General features: G+C 31.5%; 18 protein-coding genes. 13 read left to right on the top strand and 5 right to left on the bottom strand.

The genetic code is table 11. From position 1 onward, the window contains the following. Window positions 1-62: 62 nt before the first annotated feature. On the top strand, window positions 63-563 hold the full coding sequence (gene nrfH, locus CQA53_RS00840; protein WP_115542114.1) for a cytochrome c nitrite reductase small subunit: 501 nt from the start codon (window positions 63-65) through the stop codon (window positions 561-563). A 222-nt stretch (window positions 564-785) separates the two neighbouring features. Next, window positions 786-2636, top strand: coding sequence for an ammonia-forming cytochrome c nitrite reductase subunit c552 (locus CQA53_RS00835; RefSeq protein WP_115542113.1), 1851 nt, complete (start codon window positions 786-788; stop codon window positions 2634-2636). A 355-nt stretch (window positions 2637-2991) separates the two neighbouring features. Here CQA53_RS00835 and CQA53_RS00830 read toward each other — a convergent pair whose 3' ends face one another. Then, window positions 2992-3795, bottom strand: coding sequence for a ferritin-like domain-containing protein (locus tag CQA53_RS00830; protein ID WP_115542112.1), 804 nt, complete (start codon window positions 3793-3795; stop codon window positions 2992-2994). A gap of 261 nt (window positions 3796-4056) precedes the next feature. Between CQA53_RS00830 and CQA53_RS00825 the strand changes: the two genes are divergently transcribed. Further along, window positions 4057-5067, top strand: coding sequence for a catalase (locus CQA53_RS00825; protein ID WP_245945552.1), 1011 nt, complete (start codon window positions 4057-4059; stop codon window positions 5065-5067). Window positions 5068-5794: 727 nt separating this feature from the next. Here the strand turns inward: CQA53_RS00825 and CQA53_RS00820 are convergent. Further along, on the bottom strand, window positions 5795-6286 hold the full coding sequence (locus CQA53_RS00820) for a flavodoxin (protein ID WP_115542111.1): 492 nt from the start codon (window positions 6284-6286) through the stop codon (window positions 5795-5797). Between the two features lie 130 nt (window positions 6287-6416). Between CQA53_RS00820 and CQA53_RS00815 the strand changes: the two genes are divergently transcribed. Then, a complete protein-coding gene (locus tag CQA53_RS00815; protein ID WP_115542110.1) occupies window positions 6417-7565 on the top strand; it encodes a pyridoxal-phosphate-dependent aminotransferase family protein in 1149 nt (382 codons plus the stop codon). 66 nt (window positions 7566-7631) lie between these two features. Here the strand turns inward: CQA53_RS00815 and CQA53_RS00810 are convergent, their stop codons facing one another. Next, window positions 7632-8213 carry a phospholipase D-like domain-containing protein gene (locus tag CQA53_RS00810; protein WP_115542109.1) on the bottom strand — a complete coding sequence of 194 codons (582 nt, stop codon included), beginning with the start codon at window positions 8211-8213 and terminating at the stop codon, window positions 7632-7634. A 108-nt stretch (window positions 8214-8321) separates the two neighbouring features. Here CQA53_RS00810 and CQA53_RS00805 point away from each other — a divergent pair, with 108 nt between their 5' ends. The 9 genes from CQA53_RS00805 to CQA53_RS00765 all read left to right on the top strand — a co-directional run bounded on the left by CQA53_RS00805 (window position 8322) and on the right by CQA53_RS00765 (window position 18954). Then, window positions 8322-11987, top strand: a complete 3666-nt coding sequence (locus tag CQA53_RS00805) for a midas domain-containing protein (RefSeq protein WP_115542108.1) — start codon at window positions 8322-8324, stop codon at window positions 11985-11987. Beyond that, a complete protein-coding gene (gene gmk / locus CQA53_RS00800; RefSeq protein WP_245945551.1) occupies window positions 11974-12594 on the top strand; it encodes a guanylate kinase in 621 nt (206 codons plus the stop codon). Before CQA53_RS00805 ends, gmk begins: the two co-directional genes overlap by 14 nt. Before the next feature lie 7 nt (window positions 12595-12601). After that, window positions 12602-12901: a twin-arginine translocase TatA/TatE family subunit gene (tatA, locus tag CQA53_RS00795; protein WP_115542107.1), complete on the top strand. Its 300-nt coding sequence runs from the start codon at window positions 12602-12604 to the stop codon at window positions 12899-12901. A gap of 140 nt (window positions 12902-13041) precedes the next feature. Further along, entirely contained in the window at window positions 13042-14718 is a 1677-nt protein-coding gene (gene argS, locus CQA53_RS00790) for an arginine--tRNA ligase (protein WP_245945567.1), read from the top strand. A 284-nt stretch (window positions 14719-15002) separates the two neighbouring features. Beyond that, on the top strand, window positions 15003-15662 hold the full coding sequence (locus tag CQA53_RS00785) for a site-2 protease family protein (protein ID WP_115542105.1): 660 nt from the start codon (window positions 15003-15005) through the stop codon (window positions 15660-15662). A gap of 8 nt (window positions 15663-15670) precedes the next feature. Next, complete coding sequence (gene rpiB / locus CQA53_RS00780) at window positions 15671-16111, top strand: ribose 5-phosphate isomerase B (RefSeq protein WP_115542104.1); 441 nt, start codon at window positions 15671-15673, stop codon at window positions 16109-16111. After that, the gene (locus CQA53_RS00775; RefSeq protein ID WP_115542103.1) at window positions 16108-16446 is read left to right on the top strand and encodes a hypothetical protein; all 339 of its coding nucleotides are present in this window, start codon (window positions 16108-16110) and stop codon (window positions 16444-16446) included. The genes rpiB and CQA53_RS00775 overlap by 4 nt, the downstream gene beginning before the upstream one ends. 322 nt (window positions 16447-16768) lie before the next feature. Further along, on the top strand, window positions 16769-17329 hold the full coding sequence (apt, locus tag CQA53_RS00770) for an adenine phosphoribosyltransferase (protein WP_181882310.1): 561 nt from the start codon (window positions 16769-16771) through the stop codon (window positions 17327-17329). 236 nt (window positions 17330-17565) lie between these two features. Beyond that, window positions 17566-18954: an FAD-linked oxidase C-terminal domain-containing protein gene (locus CQA53_RS00765; RefSeq protein WP_245945550.1), complete on the top strand. Its 1389-nt coding sequence runs from the start codon at window positions 17566-17568 to the stop codon at window positions 18952-18954. 280 nt (window positions 18955-19234) lie between these two features. Here the strand turns inward: CQA53_RS00765 and CQA53_RS00760 are convergent, their stop codons facing one another. Together CQA53_RS00760 and aspS are read right to left on the bottom strand one after the other, a co-directional pair. Continuing rightward, on the bottom strand, window positions 19235-19804 hold the full coding sequence (locus tag CQA53_RS00760; protein ID WP_115542100.1) for an adenylate kinase: 570 nt from the start codon (window positions 19802-19804) through the stop codon (window positions 19235-19237). 10 nt (window positions 19805-19814) lie between these two features. Next, window positions 19815-21587 (bottom strand): aspartate--tRNA ligase, encoded by a 1773-nt coding sequence (aspS, locus tag CQA53_RS00755; RefSeq protein WP_115542099.1) that lies wholly within the window; start codon window positions 21585-21587, stop codon window positions 19815-19817. Window positions 21588-21719 lie beyond the last annotated feature (132 nt).

The raw sequence follows: 21719 nt of genomic DNA, 5'->3' as shown, positions 1-21719 counted from the left end.
TAAAAAATACAAAATTTACATGATTTACATGAGCTTTAATCTCAATATATGCAAGGACTAATATGAAACAAAATAAGACATTCCCAAGATTTTTCGCTATTTTTTTGTTGCTCCTTGCAATACTCTTTATTATAATCATCTATACTTTCTATAATGCAAAAGGTATATCATATTTTAGCGATGCAAGTGAAGCATGCAATAATTGTCATGTTATGAATGAAGTTTATGATGACTACTTAAAAGGTCCACATGCCCAAAAAGTTAAGGGTGAGCCTCGTGCTACTTGTAATGATTGCCATTTACCTCATAATTTTATTAGTAAATGGATTGCAAAAGCAGAAAGTGGTGTGGGACATGCGTATGCTTTTACCTTTAAGCTTAATGATTTACCACCAAATTTAAATGCAACACAAAAGAGTAAAGAGATGATACAAAATAATTGCATGAGTTGTCATACAGATATGGCTTCACATGCAATCAATGCAACAATGAAAAAAGGTGCTAATGAACCTTTGAGATGTGTGTCATGTCATGTTGGTGTTGGGCATAAACAGGGTATGTAGGTTCTATTGTAGATGAGTGAGATTTGGAACTTATATCATGTTATTGTTGAAATCCAAAGTGAGGGTAGAAATGTTTCAATGTGATATATGGATACAATTTTATAATGATTCGTAGTTGAAGTTATAAAATTAGGAGTCAGGCTCTAAGGTTTTGGTTTCACCTTTTAGATTAGAATAGAAATACAAGAAAAAGAAACTTAATCCAATGTGTAAGGAATAAACATGAGTAAGAATGGTATAATTGCTGGTATTACAGGTTTAATTATCGTGATTGGTGCTGTTTTATGGTTAAACAATGATATTACAAAAAAGCAACAAGAGAATCTTCATGTAACAAGTAAAGATTTTGTAGAAATGAGTGATGAAAATCCAACTTTTGATCATTGGGGACAAAATTTTCCCGATCATCTTGAAATGTATTTAAAAGTAGAAAATGAAACACCTATTTCCACAGAGTTTGGTGGAAATCTTTCTTACTCAAAGCTTATTCGCTATCCACAATTAACTATTCTTTGGGCTGGTTATCCTTTTAGTATTGATGCAAATGAGGAGCGAGGTCATTTTTGGATACAAGTCGATCAAATGGATACAGCAAGGAATAATAAAGATTTTCTTAATTCACATGGTTTTGCCGGTTTTGGAGGGCAACCAACTGCTTGTATGAATTGTCATAGTGGCTGGACTCCATGGCTCATTAAGAATACAAAAGGTGAGACATTTCAAGATAAGTGGATTGCATTTAATTCTACGAAATATTGGACAACAATAAAAAGTATTCCTGCTATGAATGGTGCAAAAGAAGGATCACAACAACACGCTAGTCCACACGGTGGTAAAAGAATGGGTGTTACTTGTGCTGATTGCCATTCTCCAGATACAATGAATTTGCGTTTAACTCGTCCAGCAGCAATTAACGCACTTATTGCTCGTGGTTATGAGCCTGATGAACAACAAGGAGTGAAAGCTACCAGAGAAGAAATGAGAACGCTTGTATGTTCGCAATGCCATGTTGAATATTATTTTAAACCAACTGGAACAAAGGTTAAAGTCATTGGGGAATCTATCGCAAAAGATTCAAATCAAAAATGGTGGAATGGCACTCAAAAAACTTATGATGAATATGAATTTTGGAGAAATGGGAATGAACCCACTGAAATAGAGGTTGATGGCTTGGAACTTGTTTTTCCATGGAAAGAATGGAAAAAGGGACAACCATTTAGAATCGAAATGTTTGATGATTATTATGACAAGATTCGTGCAACTTTCCCTCAAGATTGGGTGCATAAAATAACAGATGCTCCAATGATTAAGATTCAACATCCCGAATCTGAATTATTTAGTGGTGGTGTGCATGCTGCAAATGGTGTAAGTTGTGCTGATTGTCATATGCCTTATATTCGAAAAGGTGCGATGAAACTTACGCAACATAATGTTACTTCACCATTGCAAAATATTAATGCGTCGTGTAAGACTTGCCATAATGGGAAATCAGAGAACTATTTAAAAGCACAGATACTTGACATTCAAAAATCTATTGCATATGACTTAAGAAGTGCAGAATATGCGACTGTTAGCCTCATTCATGACATTAAAAATTTACGAGAATTGCTAGGAAAACTTCCTGTATATCAAACAGACGGTAATCCTGATAAAGCAAAAATCTCAACATTATTAAAAGATGTGCTTGAATTGCATAGAAAAGCACAAATGAGAGCAGACTTCGTCGGTGCTGAAAATTCGACAGGATTCCATAATCCACGCGAAGCTTCAAGAATGTTACTTCAAGCTGTTGAAATGGCACGGAAAGGACAAACAAAACTTCTTGAGATTGCAATGGCAAGTGGAATTAAAGATTTTAAAACTTCAAATCTTGGTTTTGAAGATATTCAGAAATTTAATCCTGGTGAAATCCACTATAAAGTTGATGTAAATGGGCATAAGGCTGGCGATAGGTATTACAAACATAATAATAATATTAATGGTAATCCACCATCACAATATCTTGAGTTAGACAAAAATACAAAACCTTATAACTATAAAGTTATAGATAGTCAAATCGAAGTGAGCAAATAATCCAATACTTATGGGTTATAATAGATAAGTTCTTCTCTCTACTTTTATTAAGACTTTAAAGATTCCATAAAAATAGGAGGGAGAATGTATTATGTTATTTTTCTACCCTTTTGCTTAAGTTTTATTGTATTCTATGTGATGTGTCAATACTCTAAATTGTTGCAATTATCTTTTGGGCTTGAAACATTTTCCTTGTAATAATTTTTTACTATTTTTTTGGAGGATGAGTGTAATAGTTTTTTCGTTTCTAAAGATTTCTAAGCAACTTTGTGATAAAAAATCTTGAATATAATTTAATAATATAAAAATAAAATTCTCCATATTCATAATCGATTATAAACTTGTGTGCTACTACTTACTTTATAATTAAAAGATTTTGTAAAGCAGTAATTTCATTATATGTGTATCCAGCCTTGATTCTGGCTTGTATATTTGGTATTTTACCGATTATATTAAAATTTTGAAATCTCTTTAGAATCTCATCAAGACTCCTTGTGTCATTTTCTTTCTCTTGTGCATATTTTAGCCATTTCGATCCTTTTGATACATGTTTTATTTCATCATGCAAAATAATATTGAGAGTTTCTAGTATCTGATTCTTAAGTGGAGCATTAGACTTTATAATTTTCTTAGCAACAAATGGATTCGCATCGAGTCCCAATGCTTCCAAACCTTTATGCACTAATGCCATACGATCAATGAGTGTTTGACTTTGTTGCATTGCTTCAAAAAGATTGCTATGCACAGGAAAATCACCATATACAAATCCTAACTGATATAACAAAGATTCCAAAAGGCTAAAATGTTCGACTTCTTCATTTGCCAACTCTATAAAATCATAATAATATTCCTCCTGTAAATGACGAAATCGATAAGCTGCATCAAGCCCCAAATCGATGGCATTATATTCTATATGTGCAACAGAATGCAGGATTTTTGCAAGACTCACATTGCTATTTACTTCCTTTGGTCGTGTAATACGCGTTGGGTGTGATATTTTACAAAAGTAAGCAAACGAGGGTTCTTTGAGTTTTATACTTTTACTATCGTGATTAAACTCATAAAAAGAAAAGTTTTCTTTAAGAAATTTTGTTTTTTGTTTCTTAGATTCTATATTTTGTGTTGTTAGTGCATCAAATACAGCAGTGAAAAATTCCATCATGAATCCTTTTAGTTTTCAAAATAATGATCCTTGATATTATATAATATCAAAGAAGAAAGTCTTATAAATTTAAATTATATTTAAGAAAGATTGCTAAAGTTGCATTAAATGATATTGTATCGCCAATTTTATTGGACAAAGATCTTTAATTCATAATAATCATATAATTTAACATAAAAATATTTAAGAAAACTATAAAAGCAATCTTTAGTTTTTATGTGAAAATTACATAAATATTTTATTCTCAAAGGAAATTCAATGTTAGTTCTTATTTCTAGATTAGTAAATAACAATCTTTTTATCATGGTCTTAGTTTCTAGTTTTTTAGCAAGTATTCAAATAGCCTATGCAGAATCTCATGATAAAGTTTTTGAAGATTCTAATACAATAACAAATCAATTCTACGAAATTGGTGGGGATAAAAATAATCCGTATAAAAAAGTCAATCACACAAAAGGATTCTGTGCTTTGGGTGAATTTATCCCAAATAAAAATTTTACTAAAACTTATGTTATTCCTCTAATGAAAGAAGCTAAAATCCCTACGCAAGTGCGTTTTTCGCTCGGTGGTGCAAATCCTAATGAGAGTGATAAAAGTAAAACTAGGGCTATGGCTCTTAAAATGAATGGTAAAAATGATTCATGGGAAATTGTAATGACAAATAGTGAAATTAATTTTGCAAAAAATCCAGAAGAGTTTATGCAATTTCTTCAATTCAAGATTGATATTAAAAATAGCAAAATTACTCAAGAACAAGCCAATAAAGCAATGAACAAAGTAGATTCATTTAATAATTTCAATACCCACATTACCTCACTCCCAAATACTTCAAGCTTTTCTCAAGCCTCGTATCATAGTGTGCATACATTTTATTTCAATGATATAAAATCAAATAAGCAAATCCCTGCAAGGTGGAAATTTGTCCCTATTAATCGCCAACCAATCACACAAAAAGAGTTTGAAAAGTTAGGAAATAATTTCTTAGAATCTCATTTCCAAGATGAAGTGAAAAAATCTCCAATAGAATTCAAATTTCTCCTTGTCCTTGCCAACCCAAATGATCCAACAGACAATATCAATGCTATTTGGAATGGTAAACATAAAGAAGTCGAAGTGGGAATCCTAAAAATCACACAATATGATGGACAAGAGTGCAATGGCGATGTATTTATGCCAAACATTTTACCTAATGGAGTAAATGAACCAAAAGACCCAATGTTTGCTGTGCGTAATGCCGTATATAGTGCAACTTTTAACAAACGTCAATAATACAATACATTTATTATATTATTAAGTGGTTACAAAGTATTATTTTTTTACTTAGCACAATAGTTTTTGTAGTTCAATGAAAATATCACAAACTTTTTCGATCTATTTTGCTATATTTGCTTGATATATTCAATCAAATAAGAATTTTGTTCGCGAATTCTAGCTTCAAAATAACTTAATAGACATTTTTCTTTTTTATATCTTAATTTTTCAGTATCCAATACAAATTATAAAATACCAACATATAGATATTCATGTTATGTAAACTTTGGTTTCATGGATGAGATTTTATGAAACAGGATAATGCGAAATCTCAAAAATTTACAAAAAAACCAATTATTTATCTTAACTTCAGCATGAAAACTGTATTTTTAGATTGCATTAGAAATAGGTGTTAATCGTAGTTTTAATATTGTAAAATATTTATAGTTCATATAATAATTAATACAATTTAATGATTTGAAGCTTATGAATAACTCCATATCTTGAGGGTATATGTTATATTTAATTTTAAGATTAGAATTCAAGTAAAGAAAAGAATAAGAACAAATAAAAAAACTTTTCTTAACTTTCAGAAAGAAAAGCTTAATAATTTGTGCGAAATATTGCTTTAAAAAATAGAAAGTTACCAAAATATTGGATAATGTCATAATAGTAGTTTATAACCTATTTTCTATAATCTAAAATTTAGCAATATTTTGTAGGAATACTTATGATAGATTACTACTTAGAATCCAGCACCTTTGAGTTTCTCAACCCATGTATCAAGTCTAGAGTCTGTTTGATCATCTGCATTTGCTTCATCAATTGCAAGTCCCACAAAACTACCATTTTCTACACCCTTTGAACTTCCAAATTCATATCCATCAGTAGAAACCGCACCAACAATTTTAGCACCTTTTGCAGCATTTTTTAGATGATAAAGTGCATCACAAAAAGTATCTCCATAACTATCCGCATCTCCTAGAGCCAATAGAGCTACCGTTTTGCCTCCAAAATCTTTACCATTTAATGATTCAGCATAGCTTTCCCAATCACTCTGTAACTCACCATCACCCCATGTAGAACTTGCTAAAATAACTTTATCATACTTATCAATATCTTGAGGAGTTGCATTTGCAACATCCACAAGCTCTGCACCTCCTAATTTTTCTGCTAATCTTTCACATACATCAGTTGTAGTGCCATTGTCGCTACCGACAAAAATTCCAATGCTCATTATAATTCCTTAAATTATTAAAATCACAAGTCTTTATGAACTTGTCTGTTTGTAAGGATACTATATTTTACTTAATTTCGTTGTATAATTTTGTTATACTTTTAAATATTTTTACAAAAAAAGGGAAAAAATGAAATCACAACAAACAAAAATTATTGCAGAATCATTGTTATTTACACCAGGTCCAACACCAACACCAGAGTTTATTCGTCAAGCTATGTCGCAACCAACATTTCATCATCGGACTCCAGAGTTTGAAACAATCTTTGCAAATGCAAGACAGAATCTTATGGATTTGATTGGTATGCCTGAGGTTCTTATGGTAGCAAGCAGTGGCACAGGAGCGATGGAAACTTGTATTACAAATTTTTCCACACGCAAGATTCTTAGTATTAATAGTGGAAAATTTGGTGAGCGATTTGGTGCAATAGGTAGGGCATTAGGACGCGAAGTTATTGAAATTGTGAATGAATGGGACACACCAGCAAATGCCCAAGAAGTATTGGATTTGCTTAAGGTAAATCCAGATATTGAGTGTGTTTGTTTTCAAATTTGTGAATCTGCAGGAGGATTAAGCCATCCATACAAAGAAATAGCACATACAATCAAACAATATAATTCAAACATTTTCGTTGTTGCAGACGCAATTACTGCAATGGGGGTAGAAAAAATTGAGATAAGTAATATTGATGCACTTATTGGTGGCAGTCAAAAAGCTTTTATGTTGCCACCCGGCTTAGCTATTATTGGATTAAGTGGGTATGCCTTGCAACATATAGAATCTCATTCAAGCGGATATTACTTTAATCTTTCAAAAGAATTAAAAAATCAACGCAAAAATACAACCGCATATACCGCGACAACTTCTATCATTATTGGATTACAAGCATATTTTGAAATGCTTGTAAAAAATGGGTTGCATTTTGAGGATATTTATTATTATAGTGCGAATATTGCAAATGCTACTCGTCAGGCATTACAAGCATTAAATTTGCAAATTTATCCTAAAGTCCCTGCAAATAGTATGAGTGTAGTTATTGGAGAAAATACAAAAGACATTATTAAGATTCTAAAAATGCAATACAAAGTTAATCTTGCAGGTGGTCAAGATAGATTAAAAGATAAAATTTTTAGAATTAATCATATGGGTTATATTCCTTTACATGAAATTTCATTTGTCTTAAATGCGATAGAGCTTACATTGCAAACAATGAATATAAGGTCATTTGATGGTGTTGCTAATCGTGTATTTTTTGAGAATATAACTTTATCAAATTAGTATATGAGGTTTAACTATTCTGTATACATAAAACTTACTGAATAGTTTGGCAATTTGTGTAATTTTTTAATAATTAATAAATGGAATACATATTGATAGCATTTTACTATAATACATACTTGCTTTTTGGATAATTTCTTGTGAATCTGTAAAGAAAAGCGTTTCATAACTATTTTCGAAAGCATTTTTACTCCAATTTGCACTTCCTAATCCAATAAGTGCATTATCAACAATAATCATTTTTTGGTGCATAATACCTTTATATTTACCACCTTTTGCTTGATTACCCTCAAGTAAGCAAGTGTGAATATTTGCAAATTTTTCAAGATAGCCTATTGTACTATTAGCAATTTTTTTCTGCCCCATATCATAAATGATATTGATTTTCACACCTTTACCGCTAGCATCTCTTAAAGCTTTTGCAATTTCTTTATTTGTGAAACTATAAATAGAAATATTAATATTTTTTTTAGCATTCGAAATAGAAGATATTAATGCCTTAAGTGCATCAGCTTGTTCATAAGGCATCATATAGAGTCTCTCATCAGCTTTTATGCTTCCCGCATAAATAATTAAAAAAGTGAGAAAAAATATCTTAAAGCAATGGGATTTTAAAAAAAATGTAAAAAATATTATTTTTTTTGACATTTCAACTCCTACAAAATGAAAATAAAAACATTTTTGTATTATAATGTTATTTTATTCGTTTCGCAAGATTCTTAAAGTAGATTTTTAAATTAGGATAGAGAAAATACAATGAAAGTATTATTGATTAATCAAAACCCTGTAATCAAAAAACTCGTCAGTATAGCAAGTCAAAAATTAAATTTAGAAGTAGAGAATGTTGCACGTATTGCACCTGATTTTAATCCTCACGATTATATTTGTATTGTTGTTGATGATGAAAATGTTGGAAAAAATCTGCAACGATTAACTTCGCTACAAGATCATGTTAAGGTTTGTTTACTTTTTGGTCGTAAGACTCAAATTAAACAACATGAATTTAATATTGCTATTCAAAAACCTTTTTTGCCTACTGATATACTTGAGATTTTGAATGAATGCGTAACATATGCTGAAACAGCCAATAAGGCAAACAATACTCCAGACGAAAAAGATTCTGATTTGGATAGTATGGATGTTGATTCTATGATTAATAATGCAGATTATAGTTCGGTTGATAAAATTAAAGAAATCGATATGGACTTGAGTGCAGCTGAAATACCAAGACCCGAGAATCTTGATTTGAGCAATATTGATAAAACATCAATCGAGAAAGAAGTAAAAGAAGTAAAAGATTTAGATGATTTTGAATTTGACCCCGATTCACTTGATTTTGCTTCGCTTGAGGCGACAGGAGAAGTAACACCAATTTCTCAGGATTCTGCAGAAAAAAGCAATTCTGACCATAAAAATTCAACTGAAGGCAATGAAGAAGATTCTCACCAAGATACAGAAAAATATGAAGCAAACACAGAGCATGATAACGCACAAATATCTCCATTCGAAAACGATTTAAGTGATTTGAAAGCGGATTCAAAAGAAGCAAACAATACAACAAATCCACTTGATTTATCCAATTTTGACCTAGATTCTATGATTGATGCATCTGCACTTAAACAATCAAATGTGAAAGAGAAACCAGAAGTCTCTGATAATTTTGAAGAAGAAGTAAAAGAGGTGGCAAACAACTCATCGCATGATGACGATTTATTCTTGAGCGATGAAGAACGAGATGAGCTAATGCCAAGTCCAAAGAAGTTTTTGGAATCAAAAAATACAGAGGTAAATCAAGAATCAGAAGAAGCACAAGATGAAGAAAAAGAAGTAGATATTTTAGAAGATGATATGAGTAGTTTGCTTGAGGATTCAAAACAAATTGGAGAGGTAGAATCTGAAGATTCTGAAGTAATCCCTCAAGAAAATATCAAAAGAGACTTTGAAATTGAAAACGAGACTACAACCACAAGTATTGAATCTATGAGTGAACCCATAGAGACACCGGATAATTTAGATTTATCTGAAGAGATAGAATCTCAAACCAAGCAGGAAGAAAAAGAAGATGATTTATCATCATTTGAGCTTGATTCTGCTGAACTTCCAATAGATCATATTGATACAAAATTAGATGATGCTACAGATAAGGAATCAGAAAGCTTTGATTTTAAATTAGAAAATATTGATAATTCTAGTAATCATGCTAGTGATACAAGCCTTGATGATGCATTTGGTGATTTGACTGCCGCATTGGAAATGAGTTTCCCAGATGATTCATCTCAAGCAGAATCAGATATTGCTAACATGGAAGAGAATGTAGAACAAGATTTTATAGAGGATAATACAAAAGCTGAAAATGAAACAGAGGAATCATTGCAATCAGCAACTACAAATACAAGTCTTGATGATGCATTTGGTGATTTGACTGCCGCACTAGAATCTGCGTTTTCTAGCGATAAAATAGCAAATATAACTTTTGATGATGCACCAAATGAAACTATCTCTGCAATAAATACAGAAAATTTAGAGTTTTCATTAGAAAAAGAATCAGAAAAAGGAGAGAATCTTAATTCCACAGATATAGAACCAGAGACATTGGATACCAGTTCTCTTAATGATATTGATTTAGATAATACAAAAGCTGAAAATGAAACAGAGGAATCATTGCAATCAGCAACTACAAATACAAGTCTTGATGATGCATTTGGTGATTTGACTGCCGCATTGGAAATGAGTTTCCCAGATGATTCAGGCGAAGAAAATACAATCAATGATCTACAACAAAATGAAATAGAAGAAAGCAATAGGGAAAACAAACGGCAAGACTCTGAAAATTCTTCATTAATAGAAGACCTAGATGTAACTTTTAATATGGATAGCAAGGACGAATTTACACTTTCTAGTGATACTGATAATTTATTAGAGTCCATGAATCTGGACCAGGATTCAGATAGTAAAGATTCTATAACTTCTACTCAAAATTCTGATGAATCTTTAGATTTGAATCTAGTTGATTTAGAACACAAAGATTCTCATGAAACATTAGGAATGCAAGAAGATGACGCTCAAGTTTTAGGGAACCAAGAAGAAACTTTGAACGATCATATCCTAGAACAACCAACACAAGAAGAGGCGAACTTAGATTCTATTTTAGAATCTAAAGATATTGCTAATGATAGCCAAGAATACGACGAAGTGTCAGTAGATATGGCACAGCTTCCTCAAGAAAAAAGTGATAAACCTCAGATCTTTTTAGAAGAAGATTTTAGTGAAGTTAATAATCTTTTACAAGAAGTTAATAATGATTTACAAGATGGCGAGAATTATCAAGAGACAATGAATGATAACGAAAATGTATCTAGTCTCACTACTGATTCTTTTGAACATGATCCCAATAAGCAATATGTTATGTTACCATCAAATGAGGATAATATTGAGAACCTTACAGAAAGTGAGGTTGCAAAGGCTTTGGGAGAGGGTGGCGATTCCATCGTAAATGTTGATAAGTTAAATCAACTATTTGATATCCAAGATTCGGATATGACAGACAATGAGAATGCTTCACAAGTAGATAGAGATGTTGTTGAAAGTCCACCCAATAAATCTCCTGCAGAATCCGTTGGTACACTAGAAGAGCTAGAGAATAGCTTTGATGAGAAAAACGAATCTCAAGATGTTGCAGATGATACATTGAGCATGCGGGATTTAGCACAAATGTATGAGGTAGAAAATGCAGAAAGTATGCAACATATTGAAAAAGCAATGATGACACAAGCTAATGAAGATGCTGGGACAGTCATTGAATCTTTAAATAATCATTCCGATAGAGAAATGAATGATGATGAGAATTTAGAATCTGATAACAATGAAAAAATGCAAACAGACTTAAATTTACTTCAAGATTCAGAGTTAGAGGAAAGTTTAGAGCAGAAAGAAGACAATTTTGTATTTGATTTGGAATTAAATCCGGATTTAGAAGCTGAAGAGACTGAGGAAAACATTCATAATAGTAATGGAAGCTCAGATGTTGATTTAAGCTCAGTAGAATCTTTGCATGATGTAGCGAACACCAATGTTGTGGATTCCAATGATTTAGAAGAAAATATAGTACTCAATGAGGATTCTTTGTCTGATGATTCTTCTATTAAGGAGAATGAAACTATTGCTACTATGAATGATATTTTAGAAAAAGATAATGAATATGAAGATATTGAATCTACACTTGATTTAAATCTTGATGTTGATACGCAAGATTCTGAAACAATATCTATAAATAAGGTCAATGTAAAAGATATGAGTGCCGATAGTTTGATTGATTTCTTTAAAAATACTCCCCGTGAAAAATTACATGAAATTTTGGATGGCACAGATATTAGTTTCAATATCCATTTTGGTAAAAATAAGGATATGCATGCAAATACATAGTAAAGATTACAATATTCTCATTATTTCTGGACCATCTGGTGCGGGTAAAAGCACTCTTTCAAGATTTTTGCAAGAGCATATTCCCAATCTTTATTTTTCTATTTCCACAACAACGCGTCCAAAGCGTTCGGGAGAACAAGATGGAAAAGATTATTTTTTTGTTTCACATAACGATTTTATGCTCGGGATTGAATCAGGAAAGTTTCTTGAATATGAAGAAGTGCATGGGAATTTCTATGGAACAGGAATCGCACAATTTGAAGAGGCAATTAGAGAAAATAAATTTATTTTATGTGATGTTGATGTAAAGGGACATGACAGCATTAAAACACACTACCCTCATTCTAAATCTGTGTTTATTACAACAAAAGAGTTACAAACACTTAAAGCAAGGTTGGAAATGCGTAATGCTGATAATGAAGAAACAATTCATAAAAGACTTTTAAATGCTCTTGATGAATTAAAGCATGCGGATTCGTTTGATTATTTGCTAATAAATGATACAATAAAGGATTCAAAAGAGGCAATTTTACATATTGCAAAAAGTATGTTTTTACTTAATAGCAAAAGCAAGATTGAAAACTTATTAATACAATATTATATCTAGGAGGCTCATTATGGGTAGTATGAGTATTTGGCATTGGCTTGTTGTTTTATTAGTAATTGTTTTATTATTCGGTGCAAAGAAAATTCCTGAGTTAGCAAAAGGTTTGGGAAGTGGTATACGCACTTTTAAAAAAGAGTTAGATGGTAATGAAGAAAAAAAATCTGATGAAAATGAAAATGTGATCCAGACACAACAAAAACAAGAGCAAAAACCATCACCAAGACCACCTGAAGTTATTGAAGCACAAATTATAGAATCTGATTCAAAAAACAATAATTCTTATACGCCAAAGAGTGAAAAAATCTAATGTTTTATAAAGTGAGAGAAATTTTAGCAGAATATATTAATGTATTTTTGTTAGAAAATGGTTTATTACGCACAAAAGACTATCATTCTCTATATGTAGATTCTAAAAACTCTAGCAGTGTTGATTGTAATTTCAAAGATATGGGGTCGCAGCAAAATAAAGATTTATGGATTCCTTATTGTCCAAATGACATTCCCCTAGAATATCCAAAAAATAAGCAACATGGACATTTTGCGAGTCCAATTAGTTTTGTTCTTGCCAAAAAAATGCGTAAGAATCCTAGAGAAATTGCTGATAATTTTGCTATTTTTTTAAGACAAAAGGCAAGACTTTCTCATCATAATAAAAATACCACATTTTTTTCGGAGATTGTATCATTAAATGGTTACTTGAATTTGAAACTTTCTCTTACATTTTTTGCACACCAAGTAAATCAAGCATTGGCAAATCCAACTAATTTTGGGAAAAGAAGTTGTGATTCTAACAAACATAAAATATTACTCGAATATGTGAGTGCTAATCCCACAGGACCGCTACATATAGGACATGCTCGTGGAGCTATTTTTGGTAGCGTATTCCAACGTATAGGAAAGTATTTGGGTGATGAAATTATAAGTGAGTATTATGTAAATGATGCAGGAAGTCAAATTAATATGTTAGCACGTTCGATTTATAATGCAGCAACAAAGATTCTCCATCTCACTCAGCAAGATGGAGATGTATATAAGGGAGAATATATTGAAAGTGTTGCACAAGAAGCAATTTCATATTTTCAAGAAGATTTTTTTAAGAATAATTTTGATGACATTCAAGAAGATTTGGGTATATTTGGAAAAGAGAGAATGCTTCAAGTCATTCAATATAATTTAGAATCTGCTCATATTATATTCGAGAATTTTGTAAGTGAAAAAGAAATTTATTCACGATGGAATGAGACATTGTGTGAGCTAGAGAAACATAATGCTTTGGAACATAAAGATAATGCTATTTGGCTTAAATCGAGTTTAAAAGGAGACGAAAAAGATCGTGTTTTAGTGCGAGAAAATGGTGAACCAACATATATGGCGGGTGATATTATTTATCATCGTGATAAATTTCAACGTGATTTCGATTCTTATATTAATATTTGGGGTGCAGACCATCATGGATATGTTGCCCGTATCAAAGCAAGTGTAGAATTTTTAGGTTTTGATTCCAACAGACTTGAAGTGTTGTTGGCTCAAATGGTAAGTCTTTTAAAAGGTGGACAACCATATAAAATGAGCAAACGTGCAGGGAATTTTATCCTTATGCAAGATGTAATCGATGATATTGGTGCCGATAGTTTAAAATTTATTTTTTTAAGCAAGAGTCTTGATACACATTTGGAATTTGATATTGAAGATCTAAATAAACAAGATTCATCAAATCCGGTATTTTATATTAATTACGCAAATGCAAGGATACATACTCTTTTAGAAAAAACAACATTAAGTAAAGAACATATCCATCATGCAAGTTTTGAGGATTTGAATCAATGGAATGAGACTTTAGAACAAAACAATAATTTAAATCAATTACAAGATGAATTAATGAATCTTATACTATGTGCCTTAAGTTTGCACCACATCTTAGAACAAGCATATCAAGAGAGGGCAATTCAAAAACTTTGTGAATACCTTAAGAATTTAGCAAAACAATTTCACGCATTTTATAATACACATAGAATCCTAAACACTATTTATGAAGCACAGATTCTCAAGGCATTGGAACTTGTTTCATTAAGTTTTACAATAGGTTTTGCACTTTTAGGGATTGAAATCAAAACAAAAATGTAATGATAACGAAATATGATTCATTCTTGCATGTTATAATTGGGTTTTTGATAGATTCCATTATTTTATTCATAATAAAACTTATTAGAGTATTCTAATATTTTCTATTTACTTCTTAGTGTTTGTTGTTCATTTTTTAAATGCAAGATATTACTGCTTTGAAGAAATATTTATAATTTTGAATAGTCTAATGGATAATTTAGATTGGGAACATTGGAAATTTGAAGTTAGTAGAATCTTTGTATTGTAAAGAAGAATTACTAAATATGGAGTTTGAATAGACTATTATGGAATTATTTGATATTATTTTATCAATCATACCATACCTTGTTGCAATATTTTTTGCTGCTATTAGTAGGGAATTTTTTAAAGGATTAATGGCTTTGCGTTATGGTGATAATACACCAAAAATTATGAATAGAATTACTTTTAACCCTTTAAAACACATTGATATATTTGGTTTAATTGTACTCCCAATTACACTACTTGTGCTTGGGGCACCTTTTATGTTTGGTTATGCAAAACCAATGACAATTAATTTTACTAATATAGAACAACAGAGTGGTTTTAGAGGATGTATTTTAGTAGCATGGTCTGGTATATTTTTGAATCTTTTTCTTACATTTTGTGTTGTTGTATTATTAAAGCTTGGTTTGCGTTATAATTTTATTATACAAGATGGGTTTATATTTCAATTTCTATTTATTATGATTTATAGCAATATTTTATTGGTTGTTTTTAATCTTTTGCCTTTCCCACCACTTGATGGAGCAAAAATACTGGCATATACAGGATTATTTTTTCATACCTCAATCTTTGCAAGATGGTATAATAATCTTGAAAAATATGGTATGATTTTAATCATTTTACTTTTATTATTTCCACTCACACAGAACGGGATAGTATTTCTCATTGAAGCTATCACAATACTATTTTTACAACTTTAAGGATAAATATGCTATTTATTGCTAATGATCATGCGGGTATTAATCTTAAATATATGATAGTTGAGTATTGTCATCGTAACAATATTATTTTTGAAGATTTAGGTGTATCCCTACCAGAAAGTGTTGACTATCCCGATATTGCAGATATTCTCTGCGAAAAAGTTAAAAAAGATATAAAAAGTAGGGGGATTTTAATCTGTGGGACCGGAATTGGAATGAGTATTGCTGCAAATCAGCACAGTAATATCCGTGCTGCGTTATGCACAGATACTTTTATGGCAAAATTTGCACGCAGGCACAATAATGCCAATGTGCTATGTTTGGGGGAAAGGGTTTTGGGACCGGGACTTGCTGAAGCCATTGTTGAAGTATTTTTACAAGAAAGTTTTGAAGGTGGAAGACATAGCAAAAGAATAGAAAAATTAATCACAATCAAAGGAGAAATATGAACGCCTTAGTCGAATGGTTTGCTTTAACTATTTTTATTCTATTTGTTTTATTCATGGTAGTAAGTGCATTTTACTATAAGAGTATTGCACAAAAAGAAAAGAAAGAATCAGCCCATATGCGTTATACTCTTGTAGAAACAGAAGTGCTTATACAAAAACATCAATTATCATTACAAAGAGCGTTGGGAAATATTGATATTTTGACAAAAGAACTCAATACCTTAAAGAGTGAGGTTAAAACTCTCAAACAAAGAAATTCTCAATATCGCATAGAAACCGATAACTATAAAAGTAGAATTAAAGATTTGGAGCAAAAAATTGAAGCATTATTGTAAAAAATATAGCTATTTCAGAATAAAAGATATAATATTACTTGTTTTATTATAAGTATAATGGGTAAAATACTCTTATAATAAGGAATATGTTAGCTTTTGAAATTTACTCTAAGACCGTATTATAATTTTGGTATGAGCAACAGAGAATGCTACTTATGAATTATTGCGGTTGGAAAAAGGAGTTAGCATGTATTTTCGTTTAAGTTTCTCTAAAGGATTAAGCATGAATAAACAAGAAAAGCATAAAGAAATTGAAAAGCCAATTAATGCTTTTAGTTTGGAAGATTTAATTATAGACGAACATAATAATGTCGAAGTAAAGATGGCAAAACATAAACCAACTTTGCGTGAAGAAATTGAGCAATCCATTACGAATATTCCTGATTTTCCAAAAAAAGGTATCTTATTTAAAGATATTACAACTTTTTTGCAAAATGGACGACTTTTTTATGATTATATTGAAATGTTAGCCCATCGTTATCAGACATATAAAATTGAGTATGTTGTAGGTATTGAAGCACGTGGATTTATACTTGGTTCTGCTTTAGCATTTGCCCTTAAAGCAGGTTTTGTTCCTATTCGTAAGAAAGGTAAATTGCCCGGTAAGGTTCTTTCGCAAAGTTATACATTAGAATATGGTAAAGATTCAATAGAAATCAAAGAGGATGCATTTGCTGGAATAAAAGGTGTCAATGTTGTTTTAATTGATGATCTTATTGCAACAGGTGGCACAGCAAATGCAGCATTACAACTTATTAAAAAGCTCGAAGCAAAGTGTATTGAATTGCCATGCTTGATTAATTTTTTGGAGTTTGCAGAACGCAAAGAACGCAAAGAAATTGATTCGCAAACACATATATTTCCACTTATTGATATAGAATGATTTTTAAGATTGGAAAATTCTAATCCCAACAAGTTTATTAAAGCTATTTTGCCAATTTATAAGGTTTCCTTTTATGATTGTTTTATCATTATAGTGTAAAAAGAATTATAAAAAATACATTAATTTAGTTATAATAAAAAAATTAGAATGAAACAAGAGAAATTATATTCCTCCCAATCATGAAACAAAAAAGTTTTAATTATACTCATAAAAAACACTTAATAAAGGATATATTCGTGCAAAATCCACAAGATATACAGCGACATTTACTCTATTTTGAAAATTTACTTGGTAAAGAAAATGCAAAAGCGGATTCTATCCACAAACTCGCATATAGTTATGATGCAACACGCGAGGAACGAGAGCCTGACATTGTGCTATTCCCGCGTCATGAAAATGACATTAGCAAGATTCTGCAATACTGCAATAAGAATCTAATCCCAATAGTGCCACGAGGTGCAGGAAGTGGCTTTACTGGTGGAAGTATTGTAGCAAAAGGTGGCATTGTTTTAGCTTTAGAAAAATATATGAACAAAATCCTTGAGCTTGATGAAAAAAACTTGATTGTGCGTGTGCAACCTGGTGTTATTAACAAAGAATTACAAAATTTTGTAGAATCCCATGGTTTATTCTATCCTCCTGACCCAGCAAGTGAAAATCAAAGTACCATAGGAGGAAATGTAAGCGAGAATGCTGGTGGGATGCGTGCCGCAAAATATGGAATCACAAAAGATTATGTGATGGCTATTCGTGCAGTCTTACCCAATGGAGATATTATTCGTGCAGGTAAAAAAACTATCAAAGATGTTGCTGGTTACAATGTGGCAGGAATTTTAATCGCAAGTGAGGGAACATTAGCGGTTATTAGTGAAATTACATTGAAACTTCTTGCAAAACCAAAGCTCAAACGCTCTGCCATGGGAATCTTTGACACCATAGAAAATGCCATGAATGCTGTTTATAAAACAATGGGAAGCGGGGTAACACCTGTTGCTATGGAATTTTTAGATAATCTTAGTATTCGTGCGGTTGAAGAAAAATTTCATAAAGGATTGCCTATTGAAGCTGGAGCGATTCTCATTACAGAAGTTGATGGGAATCTTGATTCTGAAATCCAATACCAACTTATACAAATTGAAGAAAAGTTTAAAGAAAATGGTTGCACACATTTCAAGATTGCAAAAGATGATAAGGATGGTGAGGATTTATGGTTTGCCAGAAAAAATGTTAGTCAAAGTATTAGTATTTATGGTAAAAAAAAGCTTAATGAAGATATTACAGTTCCACGTGCAAAACTCCCTGAATTACTCACAGCAATTCAGGGAGTAAGTGAAAAATATGGCTTTAAAATTCCATGTTTTGGACATACAGGTGATGGAAATGTACATACAAATGTTATGGTAGAAGATTTAAATGACTTAGAGAAAGGACATGAAGCAATCACAGAAATCTTTAAAATTGCAGTGGATTTAGAGGGAACTTTAAGTGGCGAACATGGCATAGGGTTAGCAAAAGCACCGTTTATGAATCTTGCTTTTAGTAATGCTGAAATGGAATTATTCCGCTCAATTAAAAAGGCTTTTGACCCAAACAATATCCTTAATCCAAATAAAATGGGATTATAAACCCTACATTATTGTGATAATCCTATCTTTTATAAAGAGCAGTGCAACAAACAAATCATTCCAAACAATTTCAGCCCTTGCTTTTAGTAGTATTCACTTAAATATCTAACAATTTGGTTATCATATTTTTACGATTGACTTACATATTCAAGCTTTTATAGCCATGAATTTAAAAATATATTAATAATCCTATACTATTTTTAGTATTTTGAAAGCAAGGAATCGCTTAAAAAATAATTTGGATGTTAAGATGTAAATAATTAAGAAAAACTTAAAAAGTTTAACATTGAGATTCTATATATATTTTCATTTCGGATACAATTTCATCAATTGTGCGTTCACCATCAATGACTTTCAAAATATTTGCATTATTATAGAATTTTTGAATATCATTCAGAGGATCGAGATATACTCTCATGCGATTTTTAAATACCTCTGCATTATCATCAGCACCACGTGCACGTCCCAAAACTCTATCTCGTGCAACTTCTTCACTTACTTTAACTTCGATAACACTTACAAGTTTTACATTAAAATCTTGAGCTAACACTTTGTCAAGCTCCATCATTTGTTCAACACTTCTAGGATAACCATCAATAAGAATAATATCTTTTGGTGAGTTATTAATTGCACCTACAATTGTTTGCACCACAATATCTAAAGGCACAAGGTTTCCCTTGCTTGTAAAACTTTCAATAGTCTTTCCTTGACTACTTCCGCTTGCCACTTCTGCACGCAATAAATCACCCGTAGAATAATGGGCTATCGCATTATTTGCCGCCGCAATCTTTTGTGCATCTGTTGTCTTACCACTACCAGGTGCACCGATAATCAAAAATAATTTCTTCATCTTTATCTCCTTATTTTGTGGGATTAATTTTTATATGTAATTCATGCAATTGCTCTTTGCTTACAGAACTTGGAGCATTCATAAGCAGACAACTAGCCTTTTGCGTTTTTGGAAAAGCGATAACTTCACGGATACTATGTGCTCCACTAAGCAACATAATCAATCTGTCAAAACCAATAGCAAAACCTCCATGTGGTGGTGCACCATATTGTAAAGCTTCAAGCAAGAAACCAAATTTTTGTGTAGCTTCTTCATTTGAGATTCCAAGTAATTCAAAAATTCTTGCTTGAATATCACTTTTGTGGATTCTAATGCTCCCACCACCTAGCTCAACACCATTTAAAACAAGATCATATGCAATAGAGTTAATATCTTCTATATCATTTTCTTCCAAATTTTTAGGCATAGTAAATGGATGATGTAATGCTTTAATTCCTTCATCTGTGCGTTCAAACATAGGAAAATCTATAACCCACAAAAAGCTTAATTGTTTAGAATCTATGATGCCCATTTGCGAAGCAATCTCGAGTCTCAATCTTCCCATATAATCCCATACAAGTTGTTTTTTGTCTCCACCAAAAAAGATTATATCTCCTTTTTTTGCACCAACACGAAGAATTAATTCTTTTATATTATTCGGAGCAATAAATTTAACTAATGGACCTTTAAGAGAAGATTCTATCTCTTCTTGACTAAAATTTATACATTCTTCTTTTACTTGAATATATGCCAAACCCTTTGCTCCAAAGCTTCGGACAAACTTTTCTAAATCGCTTAAAGTTTTACGACTAAAAAAATTATCTCCATTTTTCACACATAATGCTTTAAAACGATTATTTTTTGTGTCTTTTGCAATATTTTTAAATATATCATTGCTTGATTCTAAAAATAAATCTGCTACTTCAATTAATGACATATCAAAACGCAAATCGGGCTTATCACTACCATATTTCTCCATTGCCTCATGATAACTCATTTGTGGAATCTTAGCACAAATCTCATGTCCACAAACCTTAAAAATCTCACGCACAAGTCCCTCAGCAATCGCCATTACGCCATTTGCATCGCAAAAACTCATCTCGACATCAATTTGAGTAAATTCTGGTTGCCTATCCGCACGCAAATCTTCATCACGGAAACATTTTGCAATTTGATAATACCTTTCAAAACCACTCATCATTAAAAGCTGTTTAAAAAGCTGCGGACTTTGTGGTAGAGCATAAAACTCGCCTTCATGCACACGTGATGGGACAAGATAGTCTCTTGCACCCTCTGGTGTAGCCTTGCTTAAAATAGGTGTCTCAACCTCTAAGAAACCTTGAGATTCTAAAAATATGCGAGTTATGCTAGCAACTTTTGAACGAAGTTTAAAAATATCAAGATTTTGTGGATTACGCAAATCAAGATAGCGATACCTTAATCGTAATTCTTCATTGACACTAGAATCACTAATAATAATTGGTGGTGTGAGCGACTTATTTTCAATCGTGAGAGAATTTAATACAACTTCAATCTCTCCCGTTTTAAGTTTAGGATTACTTAATCCTTCCCCTCTAGCACGGACACTACCTTTTGCAAAAAGAACAAACTCATCACGAACGCTTGAAGCAATTTTATGAGCTTGACTACTAGGATCTACGACAAGTTGAATAATACCACTTGTATCACGCAAATCGATAAAAATGACACCACCATGATCTCGGTATGTATTACACCAACCACAAAGTCGTACTTCTTTACCAACATCGTTAATATTTAAATCTGCATTATAATGTGTTCGCATTTTATTCCTTAAACAAATATTTTGCTTTTATTGTCATAGTAAAAATTATAATATGAATTTTGATTTTTCAACCCTGATACCTACAAATATCATATAATACAACAAAAAATGTTTCTCAAATAACAGATAAGG

The sequence above is a fragment of the Helicobacter didelphidarum genome, assembly GCF_003364195.1.
Lineage (GTDB): Bacteria > Campylobacterota > Campylobacteria > Campylobacterales > Helicobacteraceae > Helicobacter_A > Helicobacter_A didelphidarum.
The sequence above is the reverse complement of the archived record's forward strand: the minus strand, read 5'-3'. Positions and strand labels throughout refer to the sequence as shown.